Annotated in this window: 13 protein-coding genes; 10 read left to right on the plus strand and 3 right to left on the minus strand. The window is 57.8% G+C overall.

Going from position 1 to position 15,256, the window contains the following annotated elements:
* The first annotated feature begins 133 nt into the window (after positions 1 to 133).
* Positions 134 to 1,633: an aldehyde dehydrogenase gene (locus tag LDN84_RS22520; protein ID WP_223906198.1), complete on the plus strand. Its 1,500-nt coding sequence runs from the start codon at positions 134 to 136 to the stop codon at positions 1,631 to 1,633.
* Positions 1,634 to 1,678: 45 nt separating this feature from the next.
* Complete coding sequence (locus tag LDN84_RS22525; protein WP_223906200.1) at positions 1,679 to 3,061, plus strand: aspartate aminotransferase family protein; 1,383 nt, start codon at positions 1,679 to 1,681, stop codon at positions 3,059 to 3,061.
* A 60-nt stretch (positions 3,062 to 3,121) separates the two neighbouring features.
* On the opposite strand, the gene LDN84_RS22530 is transcribed toward LDN84_RS22525, so the two are convergent.
* Positions 3,122 to 4,087 carry a LysR family transcriptional regulator gene (locus tag LDN84_RS22530; protein WP_223906202.1) on the minus strand — a complete coding sequence of 322 codons (966 nt, stop codon included), beginning with the start codon at positions 4,085 to 4,087 and terminating at the stop codon, positions 3,122 to 3,124.
* Positions 4,088 to 4,686: 599 nt separating this feature from the next.
* On the opposite strand from LDN84_RS22530, the gene LDN84_RS22535 reads away from it, so the two are divergent.
* The 8 genes from LDN84_RS22535 (at position 4,687) to argE (ending at position 13,169) form a co-directional block, all read left to right on the plus strand.
* Positions 4,687 to 5,682, plus strand: coding sequence for an ABC transporter substrate-binding protein (locus LDN84_RS22535; RefSeq protein ID WP_223906204.1), 996 nt, complete (start codon positions 4,687 to 4,689; stop codon positions 5,680 to 5,682).
* A 20-nt stretch (positions 5,683 to 5,702) separates the two neighbouring features.
* Entirely contained in the window at positions 5,703 to 6,497 is a 795-nt protein-coding gene (locus tag LDN84_RS22540) for an ABC transporter permease (protein ID WP_223906206.1), read from the plus strand.
* 2 nt (positions 6,498 to 6,499) lie between these two features.
* Positions 6,500 to 7,339, plus strand: coding sequence for an ABC transporter ATP-binding protein (locus tag LDN84_RS22545; RefSeq protein ID WP_223906208.1), 840 nt, complete (start codon positions 6,500 to 6,502; stop codon positions 7,337 to 7,339).
* Between the two features lie 22 nt (positions 7,340 to 7,361).
* The gene (locus tag LDN84_RS22550) at positions 7,362 to 8,987 is read left to right on the plus strand and encodes a GMC family oxidoreductase (RefSeq protein WP_223906210.1); all 1,626 of its coding nucleotides are present in this window, start codon (positions 7,362 to 7,364) and stop codon (positions 8,985 to 8,987) included.
* Positions 8,988 to 9,588: 601 nt separating this feature from the next.
* The gene (locus LDN84_RS22555) at positions 9,589 to 10,860 is read left to right on the plus strand and encodes a flavin-containing monooxygenase (RefSeq protein WP_223906212.1); all 1,272 of its coding nucleotides are present in this window, start codon (positions 9,589 to 9,591) and stop codon (positions 10,858 to 10,860) included.
* Positions 10,861 to 10,885: 25 nt separating this feature from the next.
* Positions 10,886 to 11,302: a RidA family protein gene (locus tag LDN84_RS22560; RefSeq protein ID WP_223906214.1), complete on the plus strand. Its 417-nt coding sequence runs from the start codon at positions 10,886 to 10,888 to the stop codon at positions 11,300 to 11,302.
* 7 nt (positions 11,303 to 11,309) lie between these two features.
* The gene (locus LDN84_RS22565; RefSeq protein WP_223906216.1) at positions 11,310 to 11,984 is read left to right on the plus strand and encodes a DUF1028 domain-containing protein; all 675 of its coding nucleotides are present in this window, start codon (positions 11,310 to 11,312) and stop codon (positions 11,982 to 11,984) included.
* 30 nt (positions 11,985 to 12,014) lie between these two features.
* Positions 12,015 to 13,169: an acetylornithine deacetylase gene (gene argE, locus LDN84_RS22570; protein ID WP_223906218.1), complete on the plus strand. Its 1,155-nt coding sequence runs from the start codon at positions 12,015 to 12,017 to the stop codon at positions 13,167 to 13,169.
* A 114-nt stretch (positions 13,170 to 13,283) separates the two neighbouring features.
* Here argE and LDN84_RS22575 read toward each other — a convergent pair whose 3' ends face one another.
* Positions 13,284 to 13,958, minus strand: coding sequence for an RloB family protein (locus LDN84_RS22575; RefSeq protein WP_223906220.1), 675 nt, complete (start codon positions 13,956 to 13,958; stop codon positions 13,284 to 13,286).
* Positions 13,958 to 15,229, minus strand: coding sequence for an AAA family ATPase (locus tag LDN84_RS22580; RefSeq protein WP_223906222.1), 1,272 nt, complete (start codon positions 15,227 to 15,229; stop codon positions 13,958 to 13,960). The genes LDN84_RS22575 and LDN84_RS22580 overlap by 1 nt, the downstream gene beginning before the upstream one ends.
* Positions 15,230 to 15,256: the final 27 nt, after the last annotated feature.

Genomic DNA, 15,256 nt, shown 5'->3' on the forward strand with positions numbered 1-15,256 from the left:
TACCACCTAGGGGTTACCTCTTCATGGGAATTTTCAATAACGCTTCCAAATCCCATACTACACGCAATACAAATAGCGTCCGTGCTGTGTCATGGAATGCAAGCTTCAACCTTGTGAAAACCAGGAATCCCTTATGCAAGAAACACTCCCCACCGATTGGCACGCGGAAGCCCTCAACATTCGTCCACGCACCCAAGCCTTTATTGGCGGGCGCGCAGTGGATGCCGTAGACGGCAGGACTTTCGCCACCATCAACCCAGCTACCGGCAAGGTATTGGCGCAGCTTGCCCGTTGCGGCCAGGCTGATGTGGATCTGGCTGTGCAGTCCGCTCGTGAGGCGTTTGAATCGGGTGTTTGGTCACGTATTCCGCCGCGCGAACGCAAGCGTGTGCTGCGGCGGCTGGCCGCGCTGATTCTGTCCAACGCCAAAGAGTTGGCATTACTCGACAGCCTGGACATGGGCAAACCCATCGCCGATGCCTTCAGCATTGATGTGCCCGGCGCGGCCGCAGTCATGGACTGGTACGCCGATGCCATTGACAAGGTCTATGGCGAAGTGGTGCCCACAGCCGCCGATGTGGTCGCCACCATCACCCGCGAACCAGTGGGCGTGGTGGCAGCCATCATCCCCTGGAACTTCCCATTGGATATGGCAGCCTGGAAGCTGGGGCCAGCCCTGGCTGCAGGCAACAGTGTCATTCTCAAGCCAGCCGAACAAAGCCCGTTATCGGCCTTGCGCCTGGCAGAGTTGGCACTGGAGGCGGGCATTCCTGCCGGGGTGTTCAATGTGCTGCCTGGGCTGGGAGAAGAAGCCGGGCAGGCTCTGGGTCTGCACCCCGATGTGGATTGCATCGCCTTTACCGGGTCCACCCAGGTTGGCAAGTTCTTCATGCGCTATGCCGCTGAATCGAACATGAAGATGGTCTGGTTGGAGTGCGGTGGCAAGAGCCCCATGCTGGTCTTTGCCGACTGCGAAGACCTGGATGCAGCGGCCCAGAGTGCTGCGGCTGGCATTTTCTACAACCAAGGCGAGGTGTGCTCGGCCACCTCACGCCTGTTGGTAGAAGCCAGCATCCACGATGCCTTTGTTGAACGGCTCAAGGCACATGCCCTGAGCCGCCAGCCGGCTGACCCGCTGGATACCAACACCACCATGGGGGCCATGGTCGACCAGAATCACTGCGCGCGCGTCATGCAATTCATTGCCGACGCGCAGGCTGAGGGCGGCACCCTCGTGGCCGGTGGCACGCGCGTCACCGTGGGTGAGAGCGACTGTTTTGTGGCCCCCACCATCTTCACGCAAATACGCCCTGATATGACCCTGGCCCGCGAAGAGGTGTTTGGCCCGGTGCTGGCCGTTACCGCTTTTCACAGCGAGGCCGAAGCCTTGGCCCTGGCCAACGACAGCATTTACGGTCTTGCCGCCTCGGTCTGGACGGGTAGCCTGAGCCGAGCCCACCGCGTGGCACGCGCCTTGCGCGTGGGCACGGTCTCAGTCAATTCCGTAGATGCTATCGACCCCGCCATGCCCTTTGGGGGTGTCAAGCAATCGGGCTTTGGGCGTGACCTCTCGCTGCATGCTTTTGACAAATTCACCCAGCTCAAATCCACCTGGATCGGCCTTCAAGCCTAGTAGCTGCATCCCTTTTTCTCCCCTTTTATTCAACAGAGTGCCCTTATGACAACCCTTGACACCCAGCGCAGTACCCAGGAATACCAGGCCATTGACGCATCCCACCACATTCACGCCTTTATTGATCAAAAGGCTTTGAATGCTGAAAAACCGCGCGTCATTACCAAGGGCTACGGTGCCTATGTAGAAGACAGCGATGGCAATAGGTACCTGGACGGCATGTCGGGCCTGTGGTGCACCAACATCGGCTATGGCCGCAAGGATTTGGTAGCCGCTGCGGCCAAGCAGATGGAGGATCTGAGCTACTACAACATGTTCTTCCACACCACGCATCCGGCGGTGATTGAGCTCTCCAACCGCTTGTTTGACTTTCTACCCAAGCGCTACAGCCATGTGGTTTACACCAATTCGGGCTCGGAAGCGAATGAGTTGCTGATCCGCACGGTACGCCGTTACTGGGATGTGGTCGGCAAACCCAGCAAGAAAATCCTGATCGGTCGCTGGAACGGCTACCACGGCTCCACGGTGGGCAGTGCCTCTTTGGGCGGTTTCAAATTCATGCACGAGATGGGTGACTTGCCGATTGCCAACATTGCCCATATTGGCGAACCGTATTGGTATGCCCATGGCGGTGCGGCAACGCCGGAGGCCTTTGGGCTCACATCGGCCCAGGAACTTGAAGCCACAATTCTGGCGTTGGGTGCTGAGAATGTGGGTGCTTTTGTGGCCGAGCCTTTTCAGGGTGCGGGCGGCATGATTTTTCCGCCAGCCAGTTACTGGCCCGAAATCCAGCGCATCTGCCGCAAGTACAACGTGCTGCTGTGTGCCGATGAAGTGATTGGCGGCTTTGGTCGCACCGGAGAATGGTTTTCACACCAGCATTTTGGTTTTGAGCCCGACACCTTGACGATTGCCAAGGGATTGACCTCTGGCTATGTACCCATGGGTGGGCTGGTCTTGTCGCGGCATATGGCCGACACGCTGGTCGAAAACGGCGGCGTGTTTGCCCACGGTCTGACCTATTCCGGCCACCCTGTAGCCGCTGCCGTGGCGCTTGCCAATATCAATGCACTGGATCAAGAAGGTATTGTGGAACGCGTGAAGAACGACACCGGTCCTTACTTGCAGAAGCTCTTGCATGAGACCTTCTCCATGCATCCATTGATTGGTGAAATCCAAGGGCAGGGCTTTGTCGCAGCCATCCAGTTTGCGCAGAACAAAGCCACCCGCACCCTGTTTGAAAACGAGACCGAGGTGACCTGGCGCTGCCGCACATTGGGCTTTGAAGAGGGCGTGATTGTGCGCTCCACTGCGGGGCGCATCATCATGGCACCCACGCTGGTTATGACGCGCGACCAAATCGACGAGTTGGTGGAGAAGACCCACCGCGCGGTGAATCGCACGGCTCAGGAACTGGGCCTCCTGTAATCCCGATGCAAAGCCCGGGTGCCACGGTGGCCCTTGGACTTTGCAAGCTGCAATGCGTACTCAGGCAGCTCGGCGGATCGATGCGATATCGGTCACCTTGGGCGGCAGGGCGTGTTCGGTATCAATCTCGCCCAGCACCATCTTGCAATGATCCACAAAAAGTCGCACTGGCTTGGTCAGCTGGGACTTGCGCAACCAGGTGGCCACCAGCTGCGAGCCGCTGACGTTTTCCTTGATCGGGCGGCAGACCAAGCGCTTACCGTCATAGGTGCGATCTTCGTGTGGTTTGGTGACCAGTAAAGAAAAACCGAAGCCCTGGCCGACCATTCCCCGCACCATTTCCAGCGAGGGTGAACTGAACACCACATTGGGCGTGAGTCCATGCTCTTCAAACAGACTGATGAAGTAGGTGCGGCTGGGCAGGATGTCCAGATGGATCATGGGCTCATGCACCAGCTCATGCAAGGAAACGTGCGCCTGAGTCGTTAGAGGGTGTGCTTCCGGCAGCAATACATAGGGCTTGCGTGGGGCCAGCAGGGGCTCGACTTCGAGGGTACTGTCCAGGTCATGGCGGTACAGAATGGCAACGTCAAAGCGACCATTGGTCAGGCCGTGCACCAGCTCGTGCTGCTCGCCGTCCTTGATGCGGATGCGTACCCCCGGATAGCGTTCGTTGAAGCTAGCAATCAGCTTGGGAAGGTACAACGGTGCCACCGTTTCAAAGCAGCCAATGTCGATCTGGCCGTTGATCATTTCATTGTCGGCCAGCGTATTTTGTTCAAACGCGTGCGCCGAGCGCAGCAGCTCCTGAGCCAGCAGATTGAAACGCTCACCCGCTTGTGTAAGCGACATACCTTGTGCATGGTGGCGGATGAACAGCTGGACATTGAATGCATCTTCCAGCCCCTTGATGGCGGCCGAGATGGACGGCTGCGCAATGAAGAGTTGGCGTGATGCTTCCGCCACGGTTCCGCACTTGACCGTTGTGACGAAATACTTAAGTTGTCGCAGGGTGTAGGCAGCCATGTGAACTCTCGTAATGTTGATAAGCGATAAAAGCAATTTCCATGCACACTTTGGCGTACATCAAGTCGACACCATTGAAGCGACGCAAGCCCGCACTGTCATATTCCATCTTTCAATCGTCCATATCGTAGTTGCTTGACCTACGGCGTCGTTCCTAGACCTGAATGAATTGGATTCGAAATTACTTCGCCTCTTCAAAGGTCAAGTGTGCAAAGTTGAATCATTCAAATCATGAACTTGACGGGGCGCTAACCAGTGTTGACCAATACCTTTCCGAGCATGGCTCCATAAATTTCCTAGGGTATGGCTAACATGGTGCGTGCGTTAGGGGCTTGTTGTGCAAGCACCCTGGCACTCTAGCCAAGAGCCAGACTGTGTGTGGTCTGGCGCACCGCATCCGCCCATGCGTCGCACCGGTTTGGCGCATGGAGGTGGAAGACAGTTTTTTGCTCTGTTTGCCCCACATATTTCATACGCAGAAGTCGGGGGTTTATCGGTGATCATCAATACCGCAGATCGTAAAAACGCGTATTAAGCGTCACGCCATCGCAGTCCTCAACCTCGGGCTTTGTGCCCACCACCGATTCATTGGAGTACCTATGCTGAAGTTAATCACCCGTTCCTTGCGCACCGCCCTGGTTGCCGGCCTAGCAGGCGCTGCGCTGTCTGCTGTGCCGGCTGTTGCTGGCACGATTTCCATTGGGCACACCACCTGGGTGGGTTATGGCCCCTTGTTTATTGCACGGGATCTGGGCTACTTCAAAGCGGCGGGCCTGGAAGTTGAATTGACGACGATTGAGGAGTCCTCCCTCTATATGGCAGCCATGGCTTCGGGCAAGCTCGCAGGCACTGCTTCCACGATCGATGAAATTCTCAAGTACCGCAGTGCGCAGTTCTGCTTCCGCTCGGTGGTTGCCTTGGACGAAAGTTCTGGCGGCGACGGTATTGTGGTGGCCAAGGGCATTGAGTCCATCAAGGATCTGAAGGGCAAGGCCGTGGCCGTCAATGAAGGCTCGGTTTCCATGTTCTGGTTGTCCTACCTCCTCAAGAAAGCAGGCCTGTCACTCAAAGATATCGAGGTCAAGAACATGACGGCCGATGATGCTGCCTCTGCCTTCATTGCTGGGCGCGTGCCCGCTGCCGTGACTTGGGAGCCCAACCTCACAATGGTCAAGCAAAAGAAGGTTGGCAAGGTGCTGGTTGACAGCAGCAAGACTCCTAGTGTGATTGTGGACGTTGTGGCGTTGCGTTGCGATGTGATCAAACAACAGCCCAAGGATGTGCAGGCTCTTGTAGACGGGGTCAACAAGGCCGTGCAATACATGAAGACCAACCCCAAGGAATCTGCAGAGATCATCGCCAAGGGTCTGGGTGGCTATCTGTCCAAGCCAGAGGACGTGGTTGACTCCCTCAAGGGTGTGCGCTTCTATGACACCAAAGGCAGCGCCGGTTTGCTGGGCAGCAGTGCCAAACCAGGTCCGATCAAGGACGTGATCTCGTTGGCCAACGAAACCTGGAGCGCCATCCAGGGAAAGACTCTGACCGTGAGCTATGAAGACTTGGTGGACACCCACTTCCTGTCCGTCTCGCACTAACAGGGCCGATGATGTCTGAAATGCAGAAGTTGTTCACGCGTTGCCTAACGCCTAAGACCGATTTGCCGCGCATGCTGGTGTTGTATGCCGGTGCCTTGAGCTGGTTGCTGATGTTCGGCGGCTGGTGCGCACTGTCGTACGGGGAGCTGGTTCCCGCTATGTTCCTGCCGTCGCCCCTGGAGGTGCTTCAAGCAGGCATTCGACTGTTTAAGGATGGGACTCTGGTGAATCACGTGCTGGCGAGTGTGGAAGTCGTGGTGATAGGCTTTGTCGTGTCATCGGCCATCGCAGTTCCGCTGGGTTTGCTGATGGGCAGCTTCCGCATTGTTCAGGCCGTGATGGATCCACCGGTCAACTTCATTCGCTACCTGCCTGTCACGTCCTTTGTTCCGCTATTCATTCTCTGGATTGGCATCGGTCTGGAGCAGCGGGTAGCGGTGATTATTTTTGGCGTGTTCTTCCAGCAGTTGGTGATGATCTCTGATGTCTCGCGCAGCGTGGGCAAGGACCTGATCAACGCCAGCTACACGCTGGGCTGCAGCCGTCGTGATGTGCTCCTGCATGTGCTCGGGCCGGCATCTCTCCCTGGCGTGCTGGACACCCTGCGCGTCACTATCGGCTGGGCCTGGACCTATCTGGTGGTGGCTGAAATGGTGGCTGCATCCAGTGGGCTGGGCTATATCAGTCTCAAGGCCATGCGCGGACTGCAGGTGGATGTCATCTTCCTGGCTATTGCCGTGATTGGTCTGCTGGGGCTGCTTACCGACCAGCTCTTCCGATTACTCCGACTCAAGGTGTGCGCATGGGCACAGTAACTATGAATACGCCATCCTCCATCGATTTTCAGGATCCACAGGACACCGTAACCTGTGCCTCACCACGGCTGCAAATTCGCAACGTCAACCTGCAGTTCAACACCCCAGGTGGCGGTAGCTTTACGGCCTTGGGTGATGTGTCATTGGATGTTCCAGATCAGCAGTTCGCCGTGATTGTGGGGCCTTCGGGTTGCGGCAAGTCCAGCTTGTTGTACCTGACTGCGGGGCTGAACGAGCCAACCGGTGGCGAGATTCGCGTGGGTGGTGCGCGCATCACGAGCCCAGGTGCCGACCGAGGCATGGTGTTTCAGGGATACACCCTGTTTCCCTGGCTCACCGTGCGCCAGAACATTGAGTTCGGACTGAAGCGTCGCAACATGCCCGCGGCACAGCGGCGTGAAGTAGTCGATCACTATTTGGCCGAGGTCAACCTATTGGGATTTGCGGACAACTTTCCCAAGCAGTTGTCTGGCGGCATGATGCAACGCGTGGCGATTGCCCGTGCGCTGGCCAACGATCCCCAAATTCTGCTGATGGACGAGCCCTTTGGCGCGCTCGACAGCCAGACTCGACACCAGATGCAGCGTTTGCTGCTTCGGGTGTGGGAGCACTCCAAAAAGACCGTGGTATTTGTTACCCACGATATTGACGAGGCCATTCTTCTGGGCGACCGCGTCTTTGTGATGGGTGCTAAACCCGGGCGCATCCGCAAGGTGCTCGACATCCCTTTGGAGCGACCGCGACATGTGGGGGTTGAAATGGAACCCGAATTCATTGCGTTGAAGCGAGAAATTCTCGATCTTCTGCATGATGAGATTGGGGATGAACCGGACAATGAATAAGGCCTGATCAGGCCCACTTGCCATGACAACACGACAGACCACTGCCAGCGACAGCTACGACTACATCATCGTGGGTGCCGGTTCCGCCGGATGCGTGCTGGCCAATCGGCTCAGCGAAGACCCGAATGTGCGGGTTTGCCTGCTGGAAGCGGGAAGCAGCGATGCCAGTGAACGCGTGCAGGTACCGGCCGGAACCATCACGCTTTACACCAGCCCAACTTACAGTTGGAACTACTTTTCAACACCACAAAAAGCGTTGGGTGGTCGCAGCCTGCACTGCCCACGCGGCAAGGTGTTGGGTGGCTCCAGCTCCATGAACAGCATGATTTACATTCGCGGCTTTGCCTCCGACTACAACAAGTGGTTGGCTGCCGGATGCACAGGCTGGGGTTGGGACGACGTGCTGCCGTACTTCCGACGCTCGGAGAAAAACATGCTGCAGCAAGACCCCTCCCGCCACGGCAGCAGTGGCGAGCTTTTGGTCGATAAGCCACGTGACCCGAATCCGGTGTCGAAGCGATTTGTGCAAGCGGGTCAACGCTTGGGGCTGCCTGAGAACCAGGACTTTAATGGCGAGGCGGCCTTTGGTGTCGGACTGTACGATGTGACGCAAAAGCAGGGCCGTCGTCTGTCGGCCTATCGCGCCTTCGTTGCACCGGTGCTGCAGCGTGCAAACCTGGTGGTGATGCGCGATACCACAGTGGACACCTTGCAAATGGATGGTGCAAAAGTCCAGGGTGTTCGGGTGCAGAGCAGCGCCTCTGGCCTGCAACTGTTGCGGACAAACCGCGAAGTGATTCTCTGCGCTGGTGCCATCGGCTCGCCGCATCTTTTGCTGAAGTCTGGCATTGGGCCGCACCAGCAGCTCGAAGCCGCAGGCATCACCGTGCAGTGCGACCTGCCTGGCGTAGGTCAGAACTTGCAGGACCACCTGGACGGCTTGGTCACGGTCCGTTCACCATCAGCTGCCACGCTGGGGTTTTCGTGGCGTGCTTTGCCCCAACTCATGATGGCGCCTTTGCGTTATCTGTTCCAGCGCAAGGGATGGCTGACGACCAATTATGTGGAGGCCGGTGGCTTTGCCCGCACGCCGCTTTCCAATGGCGAGCCTGATGTGCAATTTCACTTTGTTCCCGGCTATCGCAGCCACCGAGGGCGGCTCTTTGAATGGGGGCATGGCTACGCCATCCACACCTGCGTACTTCGTCCGCAAAGCCGGGGTCAGCTCCGCCTGGACGCACAAGGCAAGCTGGAACTGGACTACAACTTTCTCTCAGCGCCTCAGGACGCGCAGGTGCTGATGGAAGGTCTGCGTCTGGCGCGCGCTATCCTGGCAGATAGCGCCTTCGGCGACATACGCGGCACGGAAATGCTGCCGGGTGTCGAGGTGCAGACGGACGCGCAGTTGCGTGACTACATTCGCGACCATGCCGCCACGGTTTTTCATCCGGCGGGCACCTGCAAGATGGGTGTGGATCCGATGGCCGTGGTAGCCCCCGACCTGCGTGTTCATGGGGTTTGCGGGCTGCGTGTGGCAGATGCCTCCATCATGCCCTTGCTGGTGAGCGGCAACACCAATGCTCCCTGCATCATGATCGGTGAGAAGGCGGCTGATTTGATTCAGAGCGCTGCTTCTACCACGGTCTGAGCCAGAGTCTGCGTCGACAGTAACTGGCCGTCATCGGTGCGGCCGGGCTGAACATCCACCTCAAGCATGAGCGCGGCCACCAGGTCGTGTCTTGGAACAACTTGGCCAGGCCCAAACGCTCCCGCAGTCGACCCGTCCGCCAATCGTGCTGTTCCCCATCCCGACCATCATGGTTAAAGCGCGAACTCGCAAACGTATGCGAGATGCCATGCGTTCGCCACATTGCAGGGCCCGGCGGTGGACACGAAATAGCGAAGTTGCTGAAATGAATAGGCTGGCATGGCATGGCGAGATCAGGTGGAGCCGGATGGTTGTGGGTGTTCAACAACGACTTTCATGACCTTCGAGACCATTGTGTTGCGGCCGTTCAGACCAGTATTTTTGTGGGTCATGAAAACAAAATTACTTGCAGTGGCGTTGGTCTGCTTTTCCCCGCTGGGGAAGCACTCAATCCGAGCTGATCTGCATTATTTTTCTGATGTCTGGCCTCGGAAAATGCTCATCAGAATCGCCGCCAGCCAACATACAGTCCATCACAGAGTTCAGATACTGAATCTCGCATTTGAAGCAAGCAATTCATTACGCATTGAAGGACACAGAGATGACAGTTGAGAAAACCGATACGTTGGTCATTGGCGCTGGCCAAGCTGGCGTGGCCATGAGCGCACACCTGAGCAAGTTGGGTGTGCCACACCTCGTTTTGGAGCGCAGCCGAATCGCCGAACGCTGGCGCACGGAACGCTGGGATTCGCTGGTGTGCAATGGTCCGGCCTGGCACGATCGCTTTCCGGGCATGGAGTTCGACGGCGTTGACCCCGATGCCTTTGTCGGCAAGGAGCAGGTGGCGACTTATATCGAAGACTATGCGACGAAGATCAACGCCCCCATACGCACTGGTGTGGAGGTGAAGAGCGTTGTCCGCAATGCAGGTCGCTCAGGCTTCACCATTGAAACATCCGAAGGTGTGATCGAAGCCCAGCACGTGGTTGCCGCAACCGGGCCTTTCCAGCTTCCTGTCATTCCAGCGCTTGCGCCTGAAGACACGCGCCTCACCCAAATCCACTCGGCCCAATATCGCAATCCTGCGCAATTACCGGATGGCGCTGTTCTTGTCGTGGGCGCTGGCTCTTCTGGGGTGCAGATCGCAGCCGAGTTGCAGCAAGCGGGCAAGCAGGTGTATCTCTCGGTCGGAGCGCACGACCGCCCTCCGCGCGCCTACCGCAAGCGTGACTTTGTCTGGTGGCTGGGTGTTCTGGGTAAATGGGATAAATCGGCCATGGAGCCTGGAACGGAGCATGTCACCATTGCCGTCAGCGGTGCCCATGGTGGTCACACGGTTGACTTTCGCGATCTTGCCAGCCAGGGCATTCAGCTCGTTGGCATGACGAAATCTTTCGATGCGGGTGTAGTGAGCTTCCAACCAGACCTTGCAGACAACATAGCCCGCGGCGATGCCAACTACCTGTCTCTGTTGGATGAAGCGGATGCCTACATTGAGCGCAATGGCCTTGATCTGCCACCCGAGCCTGAGGCACGTAACTTTCTGCCCAATCCGGAATGTGTGACTCATCCTATTCTTTCACTGGATTTGGCTGCGGCGGGCGTAACCTCCATCATCTGGGCCACCGGTTTTGCATTGGACTACAGCTGGCTGAAAGTCAACGCCTTTGATGACAGCGGTAAGCCGCAGCATCAGCGCGGTGTATCGAGTGAACCTGGCATCTACTTCCTCGGGCTGGCTTGGTTATCACGGCGGGGTTCCCCCTTTATCTGGGGTGTATGGCACGATGCGGCGCACATTGCCGACCAGATTGCCATGCAGCGCAAGTACAAGGCCTACCAGGCCGCTTCCGAAGTCAGCACGGCAGCGTAATCCACCCCTTCATTCCATCGTTACCATGACACATACGCGCATTCGAAAATTCAACACGGGCGTAACCTACCCCGAACAAAAGCTGGACAACGATCTATGTCAGACCGTGGTGGCACGTGGCTCCATGGTGTTTGTACGTGGCCAGATTGGGCAAGACTTGGACACCTCCGCGAGCGTGTGCATCGGAGATGCCGAGGGGCAGACTGAGCAGGCCATGAAGAACATCGACATGTTGCTGCGCGAAGCTGGCAGCAAGCTCGAACACATTTGCAAGATCACCATCTATCTGACCGACCCACGCTACCGGGAACCGGTGTACCGTACCGTAGGTCGCTGGCTCAAAGGTGTCTACCCCGTATCCACCGGTTTGGTAGTGAGTGCGTTGGCACGCCCAGAGTGGCTGGTGGAAGTGGATGCCATCGCCGTCATACCCGAATCCTGAGGCCACCATGACATTCAGCATCGTTGCACATTGCCCGCGCACCGGCCAGTTCGGCGCGGCGGTTTCTTCTTCTTCCCCTGCTGTTGCTGCGCGTTGCATACGAACCCGAGCCGGTGTGGGCGCTGTGGCAAGCCAGAACGTCACCGATCCATCGCTGGGCGACAAGGCTTTGGATTTAATGGCCCACGGTGCCAGTGCACAGCAGGCGCTTGACATACTGGTGGCCACCGCAATTCATATGGAATACCGCCAACTGGCACTGGTGGATGCTCAGGGGCGCAGTGCCTGTTTCACGGGCAGCGGCGGCCTGGGCATCGTGGCATCCGCTCTGGGTGCACATGCAGCATGTGCTGGCAACTTGCTGGCCCACGCCGAGGTGCCCGTCAAAATGCTGGCGGCTTTCCAATCCTCTGAAGGAAAGTTGGCCGAGCGCTTGCTGCAGGCCATGCGGGCCGGGCTGGACAGTGGCGGTGAGGCTGGTCCGGTGCATTCTGCCGGTATGCTGGTGGTGGACGCGCAGTCGTGGCCGGTGGTTGATCTGCGGGTAGACTGGGCTGAGCAAGATCCCATTGCCACCTTGCATGGCTTGTGGAAGCAGTTTGAGCCACAAGTTGACAGCTACACGCAAAGAGCCCTGAACCCCTCACAGGCTCCCAGCTATGGCGTGCCCGGCGACATTTGAGGACCGCGAAACCCGACGTGAAAGATACCCATGCCCTTGAGCCGCAGCCGTGAAATCCTGTCCGAGCTGATTTCTTTTTCCAGCATCACACGCGAATCCAATCTGGAGCTGATCGCCTACGTGCGCGCCTTGTTGCAGACTCATGGCATTGAGAGCTTTTTGGTGCACGACGAAACCGGCACCAAGGCCAATCTGTTTGCCACGGTAGGTCCCCGGGGCGTTCCTGGTGTGGTGTTGTCGGGCCATACCGATGTGGTGCCGGTCGAAGGCCAGGCTTGGACCCGAGCAGCGTTTGCCTTGACGGAAGAAGGCGGTCGCTTGTATGGACGGGGCAGTGCCGACATGAAAGGATTTATTGCCTGTGCACTGCATGCACTTATTGAGGCTGCAAGCATGCCGCTGTCGCGCCCTTTACAACTTGCCCTGTCCTACGACGAAGAAATTGGCTGCATAGGCGTGCGCCGCCTGCTCGATGTACTGGAGGCTGGACCGGAGCGGCCTTTTCTGTGCATCATCGGCGAGCCTACCCTGATGCAGTTGGCCACTGGCCACAAAGGCAAGACCGCATTGCATGCAAGCTGTCATGGCCGTGAGGGACATTCTGCACTGGCACCCTTAACCGTCAGCGCCCTGCATTTGGGTGTCGATCTAGTACAGGAAGTGCGCCAGTTGCAAAATACCTTGAGCACGCAGGGCGCACACGACGCAGCTTACGATGTGCCCTACACCACCTTGCACGTGGGCAAGTTCAGCGCCGGTGTTGCGCTCAATATCGTGCCTAAACGCTGTGATATGGACTTTGAAATCCGCAACATCGCAGCCGACAACCCGCGTGACCTGGTAGATCTTTTGCAGGCAGCGGCATCCCGCATCACGGCGCAGGCCCAAGTTATTGCCCCAGAGGCCCATATCCACATTGAAGAAGTCAATGCCTACCCCGGGCTGGAAACATCGCCCACCACAGATGCCGTTGCCTTTGTGAAGTCCTTCTGGCCACAATCCGAAACCGTGAAGCTGGCCTTTGGCACCGAAGGCGGGCTGTTCAGCAGCCGCCTCGGCGTGCCTGTGGTGGTGTGCGGACCGGGATCCATCACCCAGGCCCACAAGGCCGATGAATATGTGGAAGTGGAACAGCTCGCGCAATGCGATGCATTTTTAAAGATGTTGATGGCGCAACTGATTTAGCCATCTTTCCGGGTGAATGAGATCTGTTGTTTGATGATGGCCTTGACCTGCTCATAGGCCGGCAGCGTGCGGGGCGGTGGAGTGGATGTCATGGATTTAGCGCATTGACCATCTTCAGGCGCGTAGCGTGGTCAGCAGCGTGACCAGTTCGTGCAAGGCAGTGAAGGGTTCGGGGTCGGTATAGGCATTGAACCTCTCTGCCAGTGCCTGCGCCCGTTGCGTTGCCGTTTTCAGCTGGTTTCGAGTGGCGACAAACGCACCGCCTGCGCCTTTTTCGTAACCAGGAATGTGCTGCTTCAAACGCACCATCACCTCGTCGCGATGGATGGGGGCTTGAATCTCCTCGTCATGCGGTAACAGCCACAGCTCGAAGCTGGGGATGGAGGCGATGGCTTTGAAGCGGACTGGCTGTCTGTCGTCATTGCGCAGCTTGCCATCCAGCGACTTCGCCAAATTCAGAGCGTTGAAATAGCTGTCGTGGTCGTCGCGGTCAAACACCGCATAGACCTGGTCGAAGCTCTTGGGGCGAATGCCTTTGCGCAGATCACCTTCTTCAAACAGTTGCTGGGCGTAACGCACCACCTGGATGGGCGCGGTGCCCAGTTGCCCCGGCTGCACTTCGACGTTGGCGGAATGCAGCTGATGTGCGGCGCGGATCTCTTCCAGATACAACGGTTCGGTTTTGCTGCCTTCGGTCACGATCAGAATGCGGGCGTAGCTGGCACGCCGCGCCGTCTTGGCCGCCTGGCGGCGCAACTGGCGGTCTTTGGCCTGGTTGTCGCGCCCCATCAGAGTTTCATTCCCAAGGACCGATTACGCAGGAAAGGCAGCGCACCGTAGCGCCCTTGCAGATAGCCCCGTTCCAGCGCTTCATTCTTGCGCGGACTGAAGTCGAGCAAGGGATACAGCGATGAGCTTTGATCCGGGCGCTTTTCAACAAACCAGACCTGATCGCGGCGGAACAGGCCGTAAGCATCGAGCAGCGAGGTGTCGTGCGTGGTAAAGATCAGCTGCGCACCGCCGGTGTTGACTTCAGGCCGGTGGAACATGCGCACCAAGGCCTGCACCAGCAGCGTGTGCAGGCTGGTATCGAGTTCATCCACTACCAGCGTCTGCCCCTTGTTGAGGATGTCCAGGATGGGTCCGGTGAGGAACAACAGGTTGCGGGTGCCGCTGGATTCATCCATCAGGTCGAAAACGGCCTTGCCGTGCTCGGTGACGTGGTGAAACTTCACTTCATCCACAGCCTGCTCGCTGGCTGTCTCCTCGCGTTTGCCGGTGGCGAGGTCAAACTTGATGGTGCGCACCACGGCCTGTTGGGTGGCCAGTTCAATGTCGGCAATGCTGATGTCAGCGGCACGCAGGAACTCGCAAATGGCTTTGCGCTGTGTCTCTTGCTTGAGCATTTGCACCGAAAACTGTGGCGATAAGGGCGACTGCTCATTGACGATCACCAGTCGATTTGCAAACCAGTCAAAGACAGGGCGCAAGGCCTCGCTGTTGAGTTGCACAGCCACTGACAGGAACAAGGCATTGGGTCGGGTCGCCCCCTCCCACAAGTTCTTGGCGCCCTTCAGGCTGGAGCCGTATTCATATACATCCTTGCCGCTTTCGGCATCGAAGTGGCGCTCGAACCAGCGTTGTGGCTTGAACGCCTTGTAGACCAGAAGTTGCTCACTGACGATGCGTTGCGCATTCATGGCAAAACCATATTGGTAGCGCACGCCGTCGAGAATGAAAGTGGCCTCGAACTCTGTGGGTTGGCTGCCCGATGTGGCATCCAGCTTGAAGGGCTGGAGTCGGTCAAACGTCTGGCCCGGCTGCAGCGTGGCCGATTCCAGCACCACGCCACGCATGTACTGCAGGGCCTTGATGAGGTTGGACTTGCCGCTGGCATTGGCACCATAGACCACCGCGCTTTTGAGCAAATGCGGGGCCGCCTTCAGCCCGGTAGCCAGGGCATGGGTGTCCAGCAAGGTCTGGTCGGTGGATGCAACCAGGCTGAGCGCCTGCTCGTCGCGTAGGCTACGGAAGTTCTTGGTGCGGAACTCGATCAACATTGCAGCGATCCAATGAATGAATGAATG

This window comes from Rhodoferax lithotrophicus, assembly GCF_019973615.1.
Classification (GTDB): Bacteria; Pseudomonadota; Gammaproteobacteria; order Burkholderiales; family Burkholderiaceae_C; genus Rhodoferax; species Rhodoferax lithotrophicus.

What these genes read in the sequence shown, in the direction of transcription:
- LDN84_RS22580 (WP_223906222.1), bottom strand. Translation starts at nt 15,229, where the DNA reads ATGTTGATCGAGTTCCGCACCAAGAACTTCCGTAGCCTACGCGACGAG.
- LDN84_RS22545 (WP_223906208.1), top strand. Translation starts at nt 6,500, where the DNA reads ATGAATACGCCATCCTCCATCGATTTTCAGGATCCACAGGACACCGTA.
- argE (WP_223906218.1), top strand. Translation starts at nt 12,015, where the DNA reads ATGCCCTTGAGCCGCAGCCGTGAAATCCTGTCCGAGCTGATTTCTTTT.
- LDN84_RS22550 (WP_223906210.1), top strand. Translation starts at nt 7,362, where the DNA reads ATGACAACACGACAGACCACTGCCAGCGACAGCTACGACTACATCATC.
- LDN84_RS22555 (WP_223906212.1), top strand. Translation starts at nt 9,589, where the DNA reads ATGACAGTTGAGAAAACCGATACGTTGGTCATTGGCGCTGGCCAAGCT.
- LDN84_RS22535 (WP_223906204.1), top strand. Translation starts at nt 4,687, where the DNA reads ATGCTGAAGTTAATCACCCGTTCCTTGCGCACCGCCCTGGTTGCCGGC.
- LDN84_RS22525 (WP_223906200.1), top strand. Translation starts at nt 1,679, where the DNA reads ATGACAACCCTTGACACCCAGCGCAGTACCCAGGAATACCAGGCCATT.
- LDN84_RS22540 (WP_223906206.1), top strand. Translation starts at nt 5,703, where the DNA reads ATGCAGAAGTTGTTCACGCGTTGCCTAACGCCTAAGACCGATTTGCCG.
- LDN84_RS22530 (WP_223906202.1), bottom strand. Translation starts at nt 4,087, where the DNA reads ATGGCTGCCTACACCCTGCGACAACTTAAGTATTTCGTCACAACGGTC.
- LDN84_RS22520 (WP_223906198.1), top strand. Translation starts at nt 134, where the DNA reads ATGCAAGAAACACTCCCCACCGATTGGCACGCGGAAGCCCTCAACATT.
- LDN84_RS22575 (WP_223906220.1), bottom strand. Translation starts at nt 13,958, where the DNA reads ATGGGGCGCGACAACCAGGCCAAAGACCGCCAGTTGCGCCGCCAGGCG.
- LDN84_RS22565 (WP_223906216.1), top strand. Translation starts at nt 11,310, where the DNA reads ATGACATTCAGCATCGTTGCACATTGCCCGCGCACCGGCCAGTTCGGC.
- LDN84_RS22560 (WP_223906214.1), top strand. Translation starts at nt 10,886, where the DNA reads ATGACACATACGCGCATTCGAAAATTCAACACGGGCGTAACCTACCCC.